Genomic DNA, 17,599 nt, shown 5'->3' on the forward strand with positions numbered 1-17,599 from the left:
AGATCCATCGACGGATCCACCATCTCCACCGGGTAACCGGTCTTGTCCGCCACCACTTCCTGCAGCGCCGTCCGCAATGCGGCGGCATCGACCACGGCGGACGGTGAGTTCGTCGGGGTGGTGGGTGTGGTGGTGGGTTCGGCCGGGGCGACGGTGTCGGCGAGGAGGTCGACGATCTGGTCGAGTGTGCGTAGGGTGCCGAGCTGCTCCGGGCCCAGGCTCGGCAGGTGCGGGAACCGCTCCTGCACCGCGCCGAGCACCTGCACGCGCTTGATCGAGTCGACCCCCAGATCCGCCTCGAGATCCATCGACGGATCCACCATCTCCACCGGGTAACCGGTCTTGTCCGCCACCACTTCCTGCAGCGCCGTCCGCAATGCGGCGGCATCGACCACAGCAGACTGCGGAGCCGGTGCATCGGCGACGGGCGGTGCGGTGTCGGTCGCCCGGGTGATCGGCGCCGGCGGTGCCGCTGCCGGGGTGGGAGCGGGGACCGGTGCCGGGTTCGGGGTTGCAGCGAGGGCCAGCGTAGGGGCCGGTGCCGGCTGCGCTGGCGGTCGCGGCGGCAACGCCTCGTGGTCGACCCTCGAGGACACGGCGACGGTGGTGCCCGCGGCGGCGGGGGTGTCGAGTTCGGCCAGGTGGCCGAGGATCTCGGTGGCGCGGGCGTGGGTGTTGCTGATGGCCACCCCATGATCCTTGACGGCCTCGATCGCGCGGACCATGCCGTCGTCGAGCTGAGCGGTGTTCAGTGCGCGGGCCAGTTCACGGGCGAGTTCGAGTTGGCCGTCGAGGTAATCGTTGTGGGTTGCCACGTGCTGCGACAGTGCGGTGTCGAGGCCGGTGGACGGCCCCGCGGGATGTGACACGGTGTTCTCCGTTGCTCGGAAGGGCATGGGGGTCGCGGCGACGGCGGGCGGCGCCGGCGGGATCGGGAGCGGGGCGGGGTGCGTAGCGGCCGGTTCCGGGGTGGATGCGGCCGGCGCGGTGACCTGCGCGACCCGGTAGCCGTCCGCGAGCGCGTCGGCGTAGGCGCGGCGCCGCTCCTCGGGGATGTATTCCGGGGCAGACAAACTCACGCTCATTCCGCGACGCTCGACCGGTGCCGGGGGAAGGTCGCGGTAGCGGTTGATGTCGTTGAGGGCGACCCCGAGCACGGCGAGCTGGACCGCGGCCCGCTTGAGGCTGAGATCGCTGTCGCCGAGCGGTCCGCCGTCGGTGGCGATGGCGACGACGTCGTCACCGAGGGTGCGGCGCACCAGGGAGGTGAGGACCTGCTTGGGGCCGAATTCGACGAACACCGTGCACCCGTCCGCACGCATCTTCTCGAGTGCGGTGACGAACTCGACCGGCTGCAGGAGCTGCCCGACCAGGGTCGCGCGGTTGGTGTCGATGTCCGACCCGTAGTGGGCGCCGGGTGAGTTCGCGTACACCGGTGCGGCGGGTTCACCGATCCGCACCGCGGCGACGGCGGGTTCGAAGGCGGCGACGGCGTGCCCGACGTACGGGGTGTGGAAGGCCGCCGAGACCGGCAGCTCGCGGGTGGCGAATCCGCGGTCGGCGCAGGTGCGGGCGAACGCGGCGACCGCCTCGGTGCCGCCGCCGACGACGATCTGGTCGGGGGCGTTGTGGTTGCACACCCACACGTCGTTCAGGTCGGCGATCAGGGCGTCGACGTCGTCGCGGGTGGCGGCGACGGCGAGCATCGTGCCGGTCTCGGCGCCGGGTCGCGGTGCCATGGCCTGGCCGCGGGCGCGGGCGAGGGTGAAGAAGTCGTCGGTGGTCAGGGACCCGGCCGCCCACAGGGCAGTCAGCTCCCCGAAACTGTGTCCGAGGTAGCCGTCGGCGTGGAATCCCAGCTCGGTGAGGGCACGGAATTGTCCGGCGGACAGAGCGCCGATGGCCGGCTGCGCGAATTCGGTGCGGCGCAGCAGGGTTTCTTGGGCGTCGCGGTCGCTGTCGTCGAAGACCGGCGGGGGGAACACGACCGCCCCGAGGCGCTGGGGCTGGCCGGAAAAGGCTGCATTCGCGCGGTCGAAGGTGTCCGCGACCAGCGGATTGGCCAGGACTGCGGCGGTTCCCATGTCGACGTACTGGCTGCCCTGACCGGAGAACAGCGCACCGACGCGCAGGTCGGGTCGTGCCGCGGCGCGGTAGAAGACGCCCTCGGGGTGGTTCCAGGACTCGGCGTCCGGGTTCTTGGCGAGCTGGTCGGCGGCGAGTTCACGCAGATGGGTCTCGTTGTCCTCGTCGAGGGAGACGAACCCGATCCGGACGTGATCGGTGGGGATCGGGCCGCCGTCCTGCGTCGGTTGGGAGCGGACCAGTTCGGTGAGGGCGGTGACGTCGGGTGCGTGCCACACGTGCGCGGTGGGGGCGGTGTGCAGGGTGCGCCGGTCCGCGGCCGGGTTGGCGTGTTCTTCGAGGACGACGTGGAAGTTGGTGCCACCGAATCCCATTGCCGACGCGGCTGCCCGGCGGACGGGGCGCTCCGGGTCCCGGATCCACGGCCGGGTGCGGGTGTTGATGTAGTACGGCGCGGCGGCGGTGTCGATGGCCGGGTTCGGCCGGTCGACGTTGATGGTGCCGGGCAGCACCCGGTGGTACAGGCCCAGGGCGAGTTTCATGACGCTGGCGGTGCCGGCGGCGCCCTTGGTGTGCCCGATCTGCGACTTGACGCTGCCGAGGGCGGCGAAGCGGGGCTCGTCGCTGGCGTCGGCGAGCAGGCCGCCGAGGGCGGTGAGCTCGGTCCGGTCCCCGACCGCGGTGCCGGTGGCGTGCGCCTCGAACAGTTCGACCGACGCCGGTGAGCAGTCCGCGTCCGCGTAGGCGCGGTCGAGCGCAACCCGCTGACCTTCGGCGCGGGGGGCGTAGATGCTCTTGGAGCGGCCGTCGCTGGACGAGCCGAGGCCCTTGATCACGGCGTAGATGCGGTTGCTGTCGCGCTCGGCGTCGTCGAGGCGGCGCAGGGCGAGCATGCTGATGCCCTCACCGAGGAGGGTGCCGTTCGCCTGGTCGGAGAAGGGGCTGATCCGCCCGGTCGGGGACAGTGCACCGACCTTGCTGAAGCACATGTAGATGAAGATCGAGTTCTCGGTGTCCACGCCGCCGGTGATCATCGTGTCGGCGCGACCATCGAGCAGTTCGGCGATCGCGGTCCGCATCGCGGCCAGTGACGCGGCGCAGGCGGCGTCGACGGTGCAGTTGATGCCGCCGAGCCCGAACCGGTTCGCGATCCGGCCGGCGACGACGTTCGCGAGCAGCCCGGGGAATGAGTTCTCCTCCCACGGCGCGAATGCGGTGACGAACTTGTCGGCGATGGCGTCCGCATCGGCGTTCGACAGGCCGCAGCTGCGCGCCGCCTCCTTCAGCACGGGGGTCGACAGGCGCGCCGCGAGCGGATGCATCAGCGGCACCGGTCCGGTCGTGCCGAGGACGACACCGGTCCGGGCCGGGTCGTACCAGGTCGAGTCCGAGGCGCCGGCATCGGTCAGCAGGTCGCGGGCAACGCCCAGACTCAAGGTCTGCATGGTGGACGTGACCTCGAGCTGGTTCGGCGGCAAGCCGAATTCGAGGGGGTCGAAGTCGACGTCTGGGAGGAAGGCGCCGCGCCTCGAGTACGTCTTGTCCGGTGCGGTGCGGTCCTCGTCGTAGTAGTCGTCCAACCTCCAGCGGGACTCGGGGACGTCCTCGGTGCAATCGATGCCGTCAACGATGTTCTGCCAGTATTCGCGGTGGTTGCGGGCTTTGGGGAACAGTCCGGACATGCCGACGATGGCGATGGGGTTGCGTGCCAGTCGTCGGTCGTCCAGCCGATCGGAGGTTTCGGCGGTCACGAGGGTCCTCTCGAGGTGCGGGCGGGGCCGCTCAGGCGGCGATGGTGGTGGCGGTGGCGTGCGCGATCAGCTCTGCCGCGGCGGCCGCGAAGTGGCGGTGACCGGTGGGGCTCGGGTGCAGGCCGTCCGAGGTCCACAGCTCGTCGCGATCCCACTCCGGTGCCGCGGCGAGATCGAGGAGCAGCGTGCCGGTGTGCGCGGTGACGTCGGCGAGTGCGTGGTTGGCTTCGATGAACCGCGCGCGCAGCAGGGTCTTAAAGCTGTCCGGGACCGGGAGGCGGGCGGGGATGTCGGGGTAGGTGGCGGTGAGCACGGTGGCGCCGGTGTCTTCGAGGGCGGTGAAGATGGTGCGCAGATTGCGGGCGAAACGCGCCTCGTCGTAGTCGCTGACGAGGTCGTTGACGCCGACGACGACACCGACGAGCGGTGCCTTCGTGGTCAGGGCCGGGGTCAGCTGGATCTGCACGACATCGGTGGTGGTGGCGCCGTGGGTGCCGAAGTTGTGCACCTTGGCGGCGCGCAGGCCGAGCTGGGTGGCCAGCCGCGGCGCCCAGCCGCGGTAACCGCCGTGCGGGGCCGGGTCACCACGTCCCTCGACGAAGCTGTCACCGATCACGGTCAGGGCGTGGCGGCTCATGCCGGAGTCAGGTGTCGGTCGGATTCGGGCAGGTCGACCTCGGCGTAGAGGTCGGCGAGGTTCCCCGGTGCGAAGAACTCCTCGCCCGGGATGCCGCCGGCGATCAGCCCGAAGAATTTCTTGGTGTAGGCCGGACTCTTGGCCGCGGCCCGGAACACCGAATCGTAGTAGGGGGTCAGGGTGAGTTCGGAGATGCTCAGGGTCAACTCGTAGGTGCCGGCGCTCTGCTCGTCGCGGGCGCGCTGGTAGTCGGCGAGGGCCTCCTGCATCGGGCGACGGCCACTGAGGCCGTCGTCGATCCGCTCCGACAGCAACTCGGCGTACTTGAAGGCGTCGGTGATGCCCCAACCGGTGAAGGGATCCTTGTGGTAGCCGGCATCGCCCACCAGTGCCCAGCCCGGACCGAAGGACTGCCGGTAGTAGTTGTCCGGGTACAGCATCGGCCGGAACTGTTCTTCACGAATTCCCTCGTACCGCAGATCTTCTCCGTACTTCGGGTCGATGGCGTCGATGATCTCGTTCACCCCGGCGTCGGGGTCGGCCCTAAAGTCCCGGAACTTCTCGCGGGGCCGCATCACGGCGACCAGGCTCAGGCCGTCGTTGGTGGGCCAGGACGCGAACTGCTGCCGGCCGAATCCGGTGCGGTGGTGCATGCCCCAGTCGATGCCCGAGTAGTAGGAGTAGTAGACGAAGCATCCGCCCGGTCCCCCGCGGTAGGTTTCGGCGCCGACCTTCGATGCGACGATCGAATTCGCGCCGTCCGCGCCGACGACGATCGGAGCGCGGAATTCGAGTGCGGTGCCATCGCCCTCGGTGCCGCGGATGCCGACGACGCGGCCCTCGTGTTCGACCAGGTCGGTGACCTTGAAGCGTTCGATCACCTCGACACCCGCCGCGGCGGCGGCCTCGACGAGGATCTTGTCCAAGACGGTGCGGCGCGGGCAGTACACGGCGTCGATGCCGTCGATGGGGTCGGCGAAGCCGTCGAGGGCGATGTCGGTGTAGGAGAAATTCAATTGCCGGATCGGGGGGCAGCCGGTGGCGATGACCTTGTCCAGCAGACCCCAGTCCTTCAGGCGGGACAGGCCCGCCTGGTGGATGTAGTGGGTGGAGACGGTGTCGCTGGGGAAGCTGGCGCGGTCCACCGCGAGCACCCGGTATCCCTTGCGGGCGAGGAGCATCGCCAGCGGTGAACCGGCTACCCGGGCGCCGACAACAATGACGTCATACATTTTCACGGTTCTCCTCTTTATACGTTTTGCGGTCACCTTGCCTGGCAACGAGTATTCTTCGGCTCATACCATTCCTCTATTCCCGGGCCGGTAAATGATCGGGCGATCGTCGGTGACTATCGGCGAAAAAAGTAATTCGGATGTCTTCACCGGAAATTCGACCTATCGTGGGGTCGAATTCACACTCTCGCCGCGTACATGTCACCGATTTCGGTGGGGTAAGTATTCTCGATAGCAGTCCGTCGAAGTTTCAGCGACGATGTCAACAGTCCGGCCTCGACGGTGAAGTCGCCGTCGACGACGCGGAATTCACGGATCGACTCGGCCCGGGAGACGAGGCTGTTGGCGTCGTCGACGGCGACCTGCAACTCGTCGCGCAGGCGGGCATCGTCCCGGTCGGCCGAACTGCCGGTGTCCTGCCGCCAGGCCGCCCAGCGGTCGGCGTCGAGGGTGAGCAGGGCGCAGATGTAGGCGCGGCCGTCACCGAGGACGATGCAGTTACTCACCAAGGGGTGCAGCCGGAGGCGGTCTTCGAGTGGGGTGGGGGCGACGTTCTTTCCGCCGCTGGTGACGAGTATTTCCTTGCTTCGGCCGGTGATCCGGAGGTAACCGTCGGTATCGAGTTCACCGATGTCGCCGGTGTGTAGCCAGCCGTCGCGGTCGATCGGGGTCTTGTCGGCGGCGGCGCCCCAATATCCGGGGGTCACGTTGGCGCCCTTGATCAGGACCTCCCCGTCGTCGGCGATCGCGACGGTCGTGCCAGGAATCGGACGACCCACGGTCTCGAGCCGGTTGGTGGCCGGTTCGTTGACGGTGACGGCGGTGGCGGTTTCGGTCATGCCGTAGCAGTTGAGGATGTGCAGGCCGAAGGCCGCGAAGAATCCGGCCGTCGTGGTGTCGAGGGAGGCGCCGCCGGAGATGACGTGGGTGAGCCGGCCGCCGAGCAGATCGACGACCGGGCCCGCGGGCTGCCCGGGATCGGTCTGGCCGCGCAGGATGGCGATCCCCTGCCGCACTGCCGCCTCTTCGCCGTCCGCGGGCAGCAGACCCCGGGCGGCCTTGCGGATCTTCTCGAGAGCGTAGGGCACGAGGGCGAGGAACGTCGGCCGCACCCGGGGCAGCACCGGAACCAGGTCGGGGATGGCCGGCAGCAGATGCGTGCGGGTGCCGCCGATCAGACACGCAAACAGGATCGTCTGGCCGAACACATGCGCGAGTGGAAGCGCATGGACGGTCACAGCCTGACCACCCTCGCCCCCACCGAACATGTCCGCGGTGTGGAGGACGGTGTTGGCCGCCGAGGCGAACATGTTGCGATGAGTGAGAATGCATCCCTTCGCGGGACCCGTTGTGCCGCTGGTGTAGACGATCATGGCGTGATCGTCCGCCCGGACGGCAGCGATCCGGGCGTCGAGTGCGTTGTCCTCGCTCCCCCCGGAGCAGGTGGCGAGTTCGGTGAACCCCCACACCGTCGTCGCGCCGGCCTCGGTCAGCCGGGCCGCGTCGTTCTCGGTTTCCGCTGCGAAAAACGCTGCCCCGGAGTCGGACAGGATGTGCGCGATCTGCGCGGCGGACGACGTCGGGTACACCGGAACCACCACCGCACCGATGGCGAGGGCAGCGAGATCCACCAATACCCACTCGACGCCGGTTCGCCCGAGGACCGCGACCCGATCACCCGCCTGGACGCCGCGTTCGACGAACGCGGACGCCAGCGCCCGGATGCGGGCATCGAGCCGAGCGCAGGTGAGCTGCTCACCCTCTGCTCCCGCGCACAATGAAATGCGTTCGGGTGCGGTAGCAGCGGCGTCAGTCACCACCGAATACAGTCCCGTTTCGTCGGGCAGTTCGACACCATTTCCAGAAAACGATACTGAGTTCATGGAGATAATTGTTCGGCAACCGTCACGGGTCGGCAATGAAAATTAAACGAACGCCCGAACGCATATTCCTATCGCCGAAATCAAATAGCGACAAGCCCGTTTTTCATTCTCGACGATTCGTCGAAATGATCGATACAATCGAGAAAGGAACACACCGCAGGATTGATTTCCTCGGCCCGCCACACGGCATACAGGTCGATCGTGGGAATCGGGTCGAACAGCTTCACCGCCACCGAACTGGCGCCCATCGCCAGGAGGCCGCCGGAGGAGGCCCGAGGCAAGGAAGCAAATCCCACCAGAGACTTGACCGACACCATATGCGCCGTCGCGCCCGGATCATCCGCCATCTGAACGACGTTGAGGGAGATCTTGCTATCCGATGCGGCACCGAAAATCGAGTCGTACATCGCCGGACACTGCTCGCGCGCGAACATCACGCACGATTGGGCGGCGAGCTCGGCGAACGGTACACCAGGCCGCCCGGCCCAGCTGTGCCCCTCCCCGACGACGGCCACCAGCGGGATGTTGCGCAGTACGCGCCGGTACCGGAATTCCGCGGTGCGCGGATGGCCGTACGCCAGGGCGATGTCGAGGCCCCCGTCTGCGAGGCCGTCGAGTTGTGGCCCAGTACGCTTCTCCCACATGGATACTACGACGTCGGGATGGGCAGAGCTCATCCGCGCCAGCGCGGATGGCAGCACGTGCCGACTCGCAGGCATGTTGTAGCCGATATTCAAGGTACCCGACCGCCCGTCCGCGGTCGCCCTGGCGATCTGAGCGGCCTTGTCCATCTGAGCGATGATCAACCGTGCCTGAGCCTCGAACTCACGACCCGAGGCCGTCAGCTTCACTTCGTGCGAGGTCCGCGCCACCAACCGCACCCCGAGGGACTTCTCCAACTTCTGCAGATGCGCACTCAGCGACGGCTGGGTCAGATGCAACCGCGCTGCGGCCCTTCCGAAATGCAATTCTTCGGCAATAGTGATGAACGAGACGAGATGTCTGAATTCCACAGTCACTCCCCAGTAGCTCGTCGTGACCGAAACGTTAGCGGGGTCTGATAACTCCCGGTGAACGGTACACGCACGTGCCGAGCAGTGCTCATGAGCACTGCGTGAACCAACCCAGGCCCTTCTGTCACGTATATCCGGTTGATACCGGATATACCCGCCCACGGTGATGGCCTACGAGGACGGCGGCTTCGTCGATGCCCGGCGCCGCGGTGCCGCCTTCGCCACGGGAACGGGTGCGGCCGCTTCAGCCGCGGACCCGGCAGGGACGGCCGGCACGGCTTTCTCACCGCTCCCAGATTTGTCGGGCTTCGGCGTACCCGGCTTGAGCTGGTCGAGGACCAGCGCCGTCCCACCGACCGCGGCCACGATCGGCCACTGCATCACACCGGTCAACGCGACCGCACCTATGGCAACACGGCTGCGGGCGTCGAATGGCTTCCGCGGCGGGCGCCCTCCGCAGCCCCGACGGCCGCGCCCTTCATGCTGCCGACCACGCTGCCCACCGCGGCTCCACCAAGAGCTCCGAGGGTGGCTGTCGCGGCCTCACCCTAGGGCCCTCGCGAAACCCCTCCCGACCACGGTCGACGGGACCGCAGATTTTGTCATGGACGTCACCGAAGAACAGCACATCGACGCGGTGCGCACACATCTGACCCAGCGTTGCCAGTTCATCGGCACCGACAGGGCAGGCGACTACCTCACACCCGGTCCGAGCGTCCGATTCGTCCGCCATCGCTTCGATGGGTCATGTCTCGAGCAACAAGGCGAGTTACGCGGTCGCCGTGCGTTCGACGAGCAACGGAACGAAATCCCGAATCGGGCATCCCGCGAAGTGCGCGACCGCCGCCTCCACCGCCGCCTCGACCGCGTCCCGCGACGCGGCCGGGAACTTGTTCAGCAACCGTGTCACGACCTGCGAAATCTGGCGGACTTCCTCCGCGGAGTTCATACCGCACAGCGTGCTCGCCCACGATCGCCGCGTCAATCCATCACCACTGCCAGATGACCAGCGCACCCGCGAACACCCGACTCCTGCCAGCGCTATTGCCTATCCGAACACCGATGCCCCCGGCGCCTACGCTTCGACGTGATCGAGTCCAAACCACTGGATCGGACCATGCTTCGCCGCGTACGCCGTAACTCCCCTCCGCCGTGGTCTGACGAGGTTTCTCGAAAGGCCTCCCTCTACTTTTACGACGCAAGCAAGATCGATCGAGGTAAGTGCGGATCTGAGGGATTCAGGTGTTGCGCCGGTGCACCACGATGCGGCCGCCGTTCTTCGGTGTGAACGCAACTCCGCGTGAATGCCACTTCTCACCCGCCGCCATTGTGGTGTCGATGGCGAAGTGCCGCAGTACCGTTCGTAGCACCACATCCATCTCCATATTGGCGAATGCCGCCCCCACACAGCGTCGGGTCCCGCCGCCGAACGGTATCCAGGCGTTCGTGTCGGGTCGGACGCCGACGAAGCGCTGGGGATCGAACTTTCCGGGGTCGGGAAATGCTGCTGCATCCTTGTGTATCTCCGAGATGCTGACGACTATCGAGTATCCCTGTGGGATTACCCATTCGCCGATCTCGAACACGGGCGCGTACACGTGCCGGCCGACGAAGTCGATAACGGTGGCAGTCCGCTGCACCTCGAGAATGGTCGCCTGGCGCAGTTCGTTGTCGTCGGTGTCCGCCTCGGAGGCCAGCGCGGCGAGCGCCTCCGGGTGCCGACTCAGCCGCTCGAAGGCCCACCCCAGGGTGGACGCTGTGGTTTCGTGGCCGGCGGCCAGCAACGTGAGCAACTCGTCGCCGATGTCCTGGCGCGACATGACCGAACCGTCCTCGTAGGTGCTGCGCAACATCATCGCGAGAACATCTGGGCGGTCGTCGAAGCTCGGGTCGGCTTCGGCATCGTTGATCAACTTGTCGATGACGGTGTCGTACTGGCGCCGCTTCTCGGCGGCTTGACCCCAGGGGCTGTAGCGACCGTAGGTGCGCTTCGGCGTCGGGAGCACTGCCAGTCGTGAACTCAGCGTGACCCACGGCGGTATGAGCCGTCGCAGTTCGTCCAACTCTGCGCCATCGGCCCCGAACACTGCGCGCAGGATGACGTTGAGGGTGATCCGCATCATCGGCTCGAGGGTTTCGAACTCTTCGCCCTCCGGCCAGTCGGCCGTCTCGTGCAGCGTCTCTTCCTCGATGATCTGCTCGTAGTTCTTGATGCTCTTGCCGTGGAACGGCGGGGTCAGCAGCCGCCGACGCCTGCGGTGATCCGCACCGTCGAGCGCGAACACCGAGCCTGGACCCAGCACCCTGCTCAGGTTGGGTTGAATGTTGCCGATCGTGTCGGGGTTGGCAGTGAAGATTTGCTTGGCAAGCCCGGGATCGGTGACCACCACGGTCCGGCCGAATAACGGGAGGTTGAGGGTGAATGCCTTGCCGTAGCGGCGGGCGAACTTCTCCATCGTCCGTCGCCGGGAGAGCGTGAAGGCAATACTCTGCATGACCTTCGGGATGGGTGGTGCTGGTGGCAGTCTTACCGCGGGCAGCGGGAGTGCGCCCTGCTGGTCGACAGGTGGTGCTTCGCTCATCCGGTGCAACTTCCTAACAGTCCCGTGGTACCGCGTGTACCACGGGTGTGTCGAGTACGGTACCGAGTAGTACCGAGTTCTTGCCGGTCGAGGCTGCACCGACGAGTGATTGTGCGGCGAGCAGGAGTTCGTCGCGTTGTGTTTGTCGTTGATGGTCGAGGTCTGCGGTTCCTGTCGTGGCATGGGTAACCAACTGAGGCGGCCCCGTCGCCCTGGCCGCGTCCACCGGGTCGCAGGAATGGCCGGTGCCGCCCGTCATCCTCGCCGAACCCGACCCGCAACGGGTCCACACCCGGAACTATGATCTCAACCCCAACATTTCGCGGGATCCTCACTCCTTCGCCAGCGGCACGTTACGCATTGTGACCAGCGCGGTCGCGCAATGCTTTTCGCTCGCGTACACGTCGACCGTGGCCACCGTGATCGCGCTGCCGGGTTTGACGACACGTCCGCGTGCAATGACGCTGTCACCCTCGGCCGGTGCTAGTAGCTTGACGGTGTAGTCGGCGGTCATGTTCACCCAGCCGACCGGCAGGAGTGTCCCCGCGGCGGCCCCGCCTGCGAAGTCCGCCAACGAGCCGATGACGCCGCCCTGGAAGAAGCCGTTGTGTTCGGTGAGCTCCTTGCGGTAAGGCTGTACGGGCTCGACCTCGCCGGCCGCGATGTGGCCGAAATGGAAGCCGAGATGCATGGCCGCGGGCATGGTCAGGACCGCCGTTTTCACGAACCGCTCAAACTCGGGATTTTTCGCGATCAACATCGAAACCGCCTTCCAGGTAATGTTTCTTTGCCACAGCTCGCATTATCTTTCCGCTACTCGTCTTCTGCAGTCGGCCGGGCGCACTCAATACGAGTTCCGCCACTGCGATTTCGTGCTCACGGACAATCGCCGCGCGGATCGAGCCGGCGATGTCGGGCAGCTCCTCCCGGATCTCGGCGATGACCACGAGCCGGTCGGTGTCAACGCCGGGAACCGCGAATGCGGCGCACCCGCCGGGGCGCACCGCCGGATGCGCCGACTGGGCGGTCAGCTCGATATCGTGTGGGTAGAAGTTGCGGCCCCGGATGATGATCAGATCCTTGAGCCGTCCGACGACGTACAGTTCGTCGTCGATCACCACCCCGAGATCGCCCGTGTGTAGGTATCCGTCTGCGAAGGCATCCGGATTGCGCCCACTCCAGTAGCCTCGCGCGACTTGCGCGCCGGCCACCCAGATCTCGCCGATCCGGTTCGGCTCCGACAGTGCCCGCGTCTGCGGGTCGACGATTCGGATGTCCGCCTCGGGAATTCCGGACCCGACAAGTGTCCGGCCCCGGCCCCGCACGATGTGTCCACGGCCGAGCTCTTCGCTGTCGGCCTCGAGGAATCTGGGGCCGCGACCTTTGCGGCTACCGCTTACGAACAGCGTCGCCTCCGCCAGGCCGTAGCACGGGTACAGGGCGTTCGGGTCGAACCCGAACGGGGCGAACGTCTCGGCGAATCGGCGCAGCGAGTCCGGCCGAATGGGTTCCGCCCCGTTGAATGCGACCCTCCAACTGCTCAGGTCGAGGGCGGGACGATCAGCGCGCTGTGCATGTGCGACACAGGCATCGAACGCGAAGTTCGGCCCACCACTGGAGTGGGCACGGTACTTCGAGATCGCCGACAACCACAGCAACGGCCTGCGAATGAACACCCCAGGCGACATCAGGTAGCTCGTCGCACCGAGGTGCATGGGCTGCAGGACGTTCCCGATCAAGCCCTGGTCGTGGAACAGCGGTGCCCAACCGACGAACGTCGACGTCTCGTCGTGCCCCATCGCTCGCTGGATCTGCTCCTGATTCGCGGCGAGATTTCCGTGCGAGACCATCACGCCCTTGGGAGCCGACGTCGATCCGGACGTGTACTGCAGGAACGCGACGGACGCGGCGTCGCACTGCTCGAATTCGAAGGTCGCGCCGGGGTCGATGTCGCCGATGCCGCTAAGCACGATCGCCGGGTCGCAGTCGGTGATGATGTTATGAGTAGCGTGCTGGATCCGGTCGTTGCGCGGCGGGCTCACCGGCACGGCTACCACATGTGCGTAGAGGCATCCGAAGTATGCAACGACGAAGTCGAGTCCGGGCGGGAACATCAGTATCGCGCGATCGCCCGGCTCGCACCGCCCGCGCAGGTATGCAGCGACACCTACCGCACGGGAATACAACTCGCCGTACGTCAGCACTTCGGCCTCCGCTCCGCGCTCGTCGAGGAAGACGTAGGCACGATCGTCTGGCTGATTCGCGGCGCGGGCTTGCAGGATGTCAGGAAGCAATCGCATCGTTCGTCCTCTCCGGTACCTGCCCGATGAGCACGGCGACGGTATCGCGATACGTGTGGTGAACATCGTGGTCGACTGCGGAAGTATGGCTGGCGAAGGCCGAGGCTGGTATGCGCGCTAGACCGAACGCGACGACCGCTACCCTGCTGTGCCCGTAGATCGACACTGGCGCTTCCAAGTCCGGCAGGAGCTCGGCGACCGCGTCATGGATGTCGCGCAGCGGAAGTATTGCCCCACGGTTCACCCGTGCGGATGGCCGCGCCGGCAGCGGTTCACCCCCCGGAGGGACGCGGTCCAGCCAGCGGGCGAACGATGTCGCTCCGCCGCCGGCAGGTGGAGTTGGCGGGAGGTTCACAGGGTCACCGGGAGATGCTTCAGACCGCGGACGATCAGGCTGTGGTCCTGCCACTGATGTTGGTCGGTCAGCAGTCTCAGGTCCTTGGCGCGCCGGTACAGGGTTTCGAGGGCGACCTCGGCCTGCATTTCGGCGAGCGCCCCGCCCAGGCATCCGTGCATGCCGTGGCCGAATGCGAGGTGCTCGCGGGGGTTGCGGGTGATGTCGAAGCGGTCCGGGTCTGCGAACACCTCGGGATCGCGGTTGGCGGCGCCCACGCACAACAGCACCTGATCGCCCGCGCGGATCTGATCGACGTCGCGGGTGGCTAGCCGCTTGGTGAGTTGCAGCGGACTGTCGTAGCGCAGCGTCTCGGTGACAGCACCTTTCGCGAGGTCGGGTCGCGCCCGCAGCCGCATGTGTTGCGCCGGGTTCCGCAGGAGCGCGAGCAGCCCATTTCCGATGAGGGCTTTTGTAGTCTCGTTGCCCGCGACGAAGCACATGATGCACATAAAGGTCGCCTCTTCGTCGCTCAACCTGTCGCCGCCCGAGGTTTCCGCGGCCAGAAGCCGGCTGATCAGGTCCTTGCGCGGCTGTGCCCGCCGCTGCGCGATCACCTCGGCCAGGGCCTGCGCGAACTCCTCGACGACGGCCGGTACGCGGGTGAAGTCGTCGCCCGTCATCAGACCCGGCTCGAGCAGGAACCGGATCTCGTGTGTCCATTGTCCGACCCTCTCGCGCATACTTTCCGGCAACGCCAGCCAGTCACACATCACCCGCAGCGGCAGTGGCGCCGCGAAGTCGGCGATTGCATCCATACCACCATGCCGGTGAGCATTCTCGACGAGCTCCTCGGCAACGGCGGCGATGGCGGGCCGGAGCGCGGCGACAGCGTGCGCGGTGAATACCCGGTTCACGAGCGCGCGCAACCGTGCGTGGTCAGGATTGTCGGTGAACACGAGCGACTTCCTCGCCAGCAGCTCGACGCGTCCCACGTCGCCCCGCGCATGCCGGTCGGCCTGTCGGCGGATCAACTGCGGGATCAGCCCGGCGCTGAACGAACGGTCAAGCAGCACCGCCTGCACGTCGGCGTGGCGGGTCAGCACCCACATTCCGAGCACCTTGTGCGTCGGTGCCTCGCGCAGCTGCCGGTATACCGGATAGGGGTCGCGCCGGACATCGGCACTGAACGGATTGAACCTCATCGGAAATGCTTGTCGCCGTATGGCCGGAAGATGATTCGCAGCAGGGAGATCTTGCCCATCCGGAAACCCAGAGCCGACAGTCTCAGGTACCGCTCGTAGCGGGCGACCACATCGGCGCCGACCAGTTCGACGGCTTCGGTGCGGTGGCGGCGCAGTCGGCGCGCCCACTGCTCACAGGTCCATGCGTAGTCGAGCCTCCCGTTGTGGACCGATTCGACCTCGAAGACCCCTTCCGCGGCGGCTGCGATCTCCGCGAACGTCGGCAGGTCGGCGTTCGGGAAGATGTCGTGCTGCACGAATGGATTGGCGCTCTCGCGGGACATGTTCGCGTAGACGATGGTCTGCAGCGACATCCTGCCGTCGTCGTGCAGCCAGCCGCGGCACCGGGTGAAGAAGTCGCGATAGACCCCAATCTTCTCGGCAATCGCATCATTAGGCGTTGCGAAGTGTTCGAACGCGCCGATCGAGATGATGCCGTCGAAACGGTCGTCGGGGTCGTAGTCCCGCCAGTTCTCGAGGCGCACGTCCACGCCGGGGTATGCGCGTGAGCGCACGTACGCCGCCTGTTCGTCGCTGAGCGTGAGGCCGACCGCGCGGTCGACGCCGTGGTCCGACAGCCGCTTCAGGATCGCACCCCATCCACACCCGATGTCGAGCACCCGTGTCGCGTTCTCGGCGCGCACCGCGTCCAGGTGGAATCGCAGCTTCCTCTCCTGCGCCGCCTCGAGGGTGTCGTCGGTGCCACCGCGGATCGCGCACGAGTAGGTGAGCGAGTTGTCCAGCCACAGACTGTAGAAGCTGTTCCCGACGTCGTAGTGGTGCCGGATGGCGGTGGCCGCGTCCATCTACGCCACGCCCTGCCGAAGGTGCTGGTGCACGTATTCGCCGACAGCGTACAGGGTCGGGTTCTCGAACAATTCCTCCGGCGGTAGGTCCACGCCGTAGCGCTCCTCGATCTCGATCAACAGCGACACCGCCAGCGGCGAGTCCAGACCGAGACGATCGAAGTCCGCATGCGGATCGAGGGACTCAGGTGTGACCGCGAGTAGGTTCGCGAGGTACTGCTGGCACCACTGGACAATGTCTTCGCGAGTCATGTTCGGTCGTATCCTTACGCTGCGGTGCGCTTTGCGTGCATGCGCTCTTTGGTGGGCAACCCGACGTCCCGGGCCAGACCGAGGGCGGCGAGAGTTCTGATCAACCAGTAACCCGGGTCGAGCCGGTACCAGTCGAGTCCGAAGGACGCCGACTCGGGGAAGGCATGATGGTTGTTGTGCCACGATTCACCGAACGAGACCAGGGCGAAGATCCCGCCGTTGCGGCTGTTTTCCCGTGACCGGTACGGACGTGTGCCGTACATGTGCAGAAGCGAGTTGATCGCCCAGATGATGTGCTCGAGAACGAAGATACGGACCAGGCCGCCCCACAGAAATCCGCTCACGATGCCGGTCCAGCTCTGATACACCAGCCCGCCGATGATCGCCGGGATCACCAGCCCGAGCGCGACCCAGTAGTAGTAGAGGCGAGCAATTTTCATTAGCGACCGATTCTTGAGCAGGTCGGGTGCGTAGTGTGCGATGTTCGGGTACTCGTGGCGGCGCATCCACAACAAGTGCGAATGCGCCAGGCCGCGAACACGGCCCAGGAAACTGTCACCGCAGAGATTGGGCGAGTGCGGGTCTCCCTCACGATCGCTGCACTCATGATGGCGCCGGTGAATGGCCACCCAGGACACCATCCCGCCCTGCCCGGCCATCGAACCGGCGATCGTCAACGCGGCCTGCACCGAGGGCGAGGCCTTGAAGGTGCGGTGTGTGAACAACCGGTGGTAGCCGACGGTGATGCCCAGACCGGTCACCACCCACATTACGAAGAGCAAGACCACGTCCGTCACACCCACGGGGCGCATCCAGGCAAACCCTATCGCGGCCGCCACACCGAAGAACGGCAGGACGTCGAACAACAGAAAATGGCGTGTCTGCAAACGATGCAGGTATGGGTTGCTGACGGTCTTACGTGTCGAACTCGGTTCAGTCATAGTCGATCCCCGATGAGTCGATCTGCGATGCTCGGCAGGCGCACGCAGACCACCTTGCCGACTCAATAGAGCGCTCGCAGCTCCGGTGCGCGGGTTCTATTGCACGAGAGCCACCGTCGATCCATCCAATCGACACCCGCCACCGAGACGCCGACCAACCCGAGGTCATGGCGGCCGACCCCACCGAGGCGACGCCCGCGGCGCAGGCGCTCGTCCTCGTTATCCGTCGCACCTTTTCACGGCAGGTGAGATCATGCCGCCCGGAGGTGGGTCGGCGGATCATGATTTCTCTCGCTGAACTCAGATAGCGACTGTCACGATCCCGAACCCACCTGCGACCACGGCAAACCCCACTGTGTCGATGACGTGTTGCTCCGTGAGGGTTGTCGGCGCGCGAAAACGTCCCTACTGACCCGAGACCTCGCGCAGCTAGCCAAGCGACAGCAAACGTCCAGGTTCGTCGCGTCAACAAGCACGCTGGCGAAAACGCTGCGCATCAGCGTTTACCTCGATATTCGACCGGTGCGGAGTATCGACGT

General features: G+C 66.4%; 14 protein-coding genes. All 14 read right to left on the minus strand.

Annotated features, from left to right (window positions below):
• Positions 1-3,836: beta-ketoacyl synthase N-terminal-like domain-containing protein (locus ACFWAY_RS24760; protein WP_378512485.1), on the minus strand; the 3,836-nt coding region annotated here is incomplete at its 3' end.
• A gap of 31 nt (positions 3,837-3,867) precedes the next feature.
• Positions 3,868-4,473, minus strand: coding sequence for an SGNH/GDSL hydrolase family protein (locus tag ACFWAY_RS24765; RefSeq protein ID WP_378512486.1), 606 nt, complete (start codon positions 4,471-4,473; stop codon positions 3,868-3,870).
• On the minus strand, positions 4,470-5,705 hold the full coding sequence (locus tag ACFWAY_RS24770) for an NAD(P)/FAD-dependent oxidoreductase (protein WP_378512487.1): 1,236 nt from the start codon (positions 5,703-5,705) through the stop codon (positions 4,470-4,472). The genes ACFWAY_RS24765 and ACFWAY_RS24770 overlap by 4 nt, the downstream gene beginning before the upstream one ends.
• A 179-nt stretch (positions 5,706-5,884) precedes the next feature.
• The gene (locus tag ACFWAY_RS24775; protein ID WP_378512488.1) at positions 5,885-7,588 is read right to left on the minus strand and encodes an AMP-dependent synthetase/ligase; all 1,704 of its coding nucleotides are present in this window, start codon (positions 7,586-7,588) and stop codon (positions 5,885-5,887) included.
• An 80-nt stretch (positions 7,589-7,668) separates the two neighbouring features.
• Entirely contained in the window at positions 7,669-8,601 is a 933-nt protein-coding gene (locus ACFWAY_RS24780) for a LysR family transcriptional regulator (RefSeq protein ID WP_378512540.1), read from the minus strand.
• 171 nt (positions 8,602-8,772) lie between these two features.
• A complete protein-coding gene (locus ACFWAY_RS24785; RefSeq protein ID WP_378512489.1) occupies positions 8,773-8,994 on the minus strand; it encodes a hypothetical protein in 222 nt (73 codons plus the stop codon).
• 376 nt (positions 8,995-9,370) lie between these two features.
• The gene (locus ACFWAY_RS24790) at positions 9,371-9,550 is read right to left on the minus strand and encodes a three-helix bundle dimerization domain-containing protein (RefSeq protein WP_378512490.1); all 180 of its coding nucleotides are present in this window, start codon (positions 9,548-9,550) and stop codon (positions 9,371-9,373) included.
• Positions 9,551-9,839: 289 nt separating this feature from the next.
• The gene (locus tag ACFWAY_RS24795; protein ID WP_378512491.1) at positions 9,840-11,183 is read right to left on the minus strand and encodes a cytochrome P450; all 1,344 of its coding nucleotides are present in this window, start codon (positions 11,181-11,183) and stop codon (positions 9,840-9,842) included.
• Between the two features lie 331 nt (positions 11,184-11,514).
• Positions 11,515-11,943, minus strand: a complete 429-nt coding sequence (locus ACFWAY_RS24800; RefSeq protein WP_378512492.1) for a PaaI family thioesterase — start codon at positions 11,941-11,943, stop codon at positions 11,515-11,517.
• Positions 11,915-13,483: a fatty acyl-AMP ligase gene (locus ACFWAY_RS24805; RefSeq protein ID WP_378512493.1), complete on the minus strand. Its 1,569-nt coding sequence runs from the start codon at positions 13,481-13,483 to the stop codon at positions 11,915-11,917. Before ACFWAY_RS24805 ends, ACFWAY_RS24800 begins: the two co-directional genes overlap by 29 nt.
• Before the next feature lie 351 nt (positions 13,484-13,834).
• Entirely contained in the window at positions 13,835-15,022 is a 1,188-nt protein-coding gene (locus ACFWAY_RS24810) for a cytochrome P450 (protein WP_378512494.1), read from the minus strand.
• Entirely contained in the window at positions 15,019-15,867 is an 849-nt protein-coding gene (locus ACFWAY_RS24815) for a class I SAM-dependent methyltransferase (protein WP_378512495.1), read from the minus strand. Before ACFWAY_RS24815 ends, ACFWAY_RS24810 begins: the two co-directional genes overlap by 4 nt.
• Positions 15,868-16,119: an acyl carrier protein gene (locus ACFWAY_RS24820; RefSeq protein ID WP_378512496.1), complete on the minus strand. Its 252-nt coding sequence runs from the start codon at positions 16,117-16,119 to the stop codon at positions 15,868-15,870. It lies immediately after the preceding gene.
• A 14-nt stretch (positions 16,120-16,133) separates the two neighbouring features.
• Positions 16,134-17,060 (minus strand): acyl-CoA desaturase, encoded by a 927-nt coding sequence (locus tag ACFWAY_RS24825; protein WP_378512497.1) that lies wholly within the window; start codon positions 17,058-17,060, stop codon positions 16,134-16,136.
• Positions 17,061-17,599 lie beyond the last annotated feature (539 nt).

The sequence above is a fragment of the Rhodococcus sp. NPDC059968 genome (genome assembly GCF_042738615.1).
Lineage (GTDB): Bacteria > Actinomycetota > Actinomycetes > Mycobacteriales > Mycobacteriaceae > Rhodococcus_F.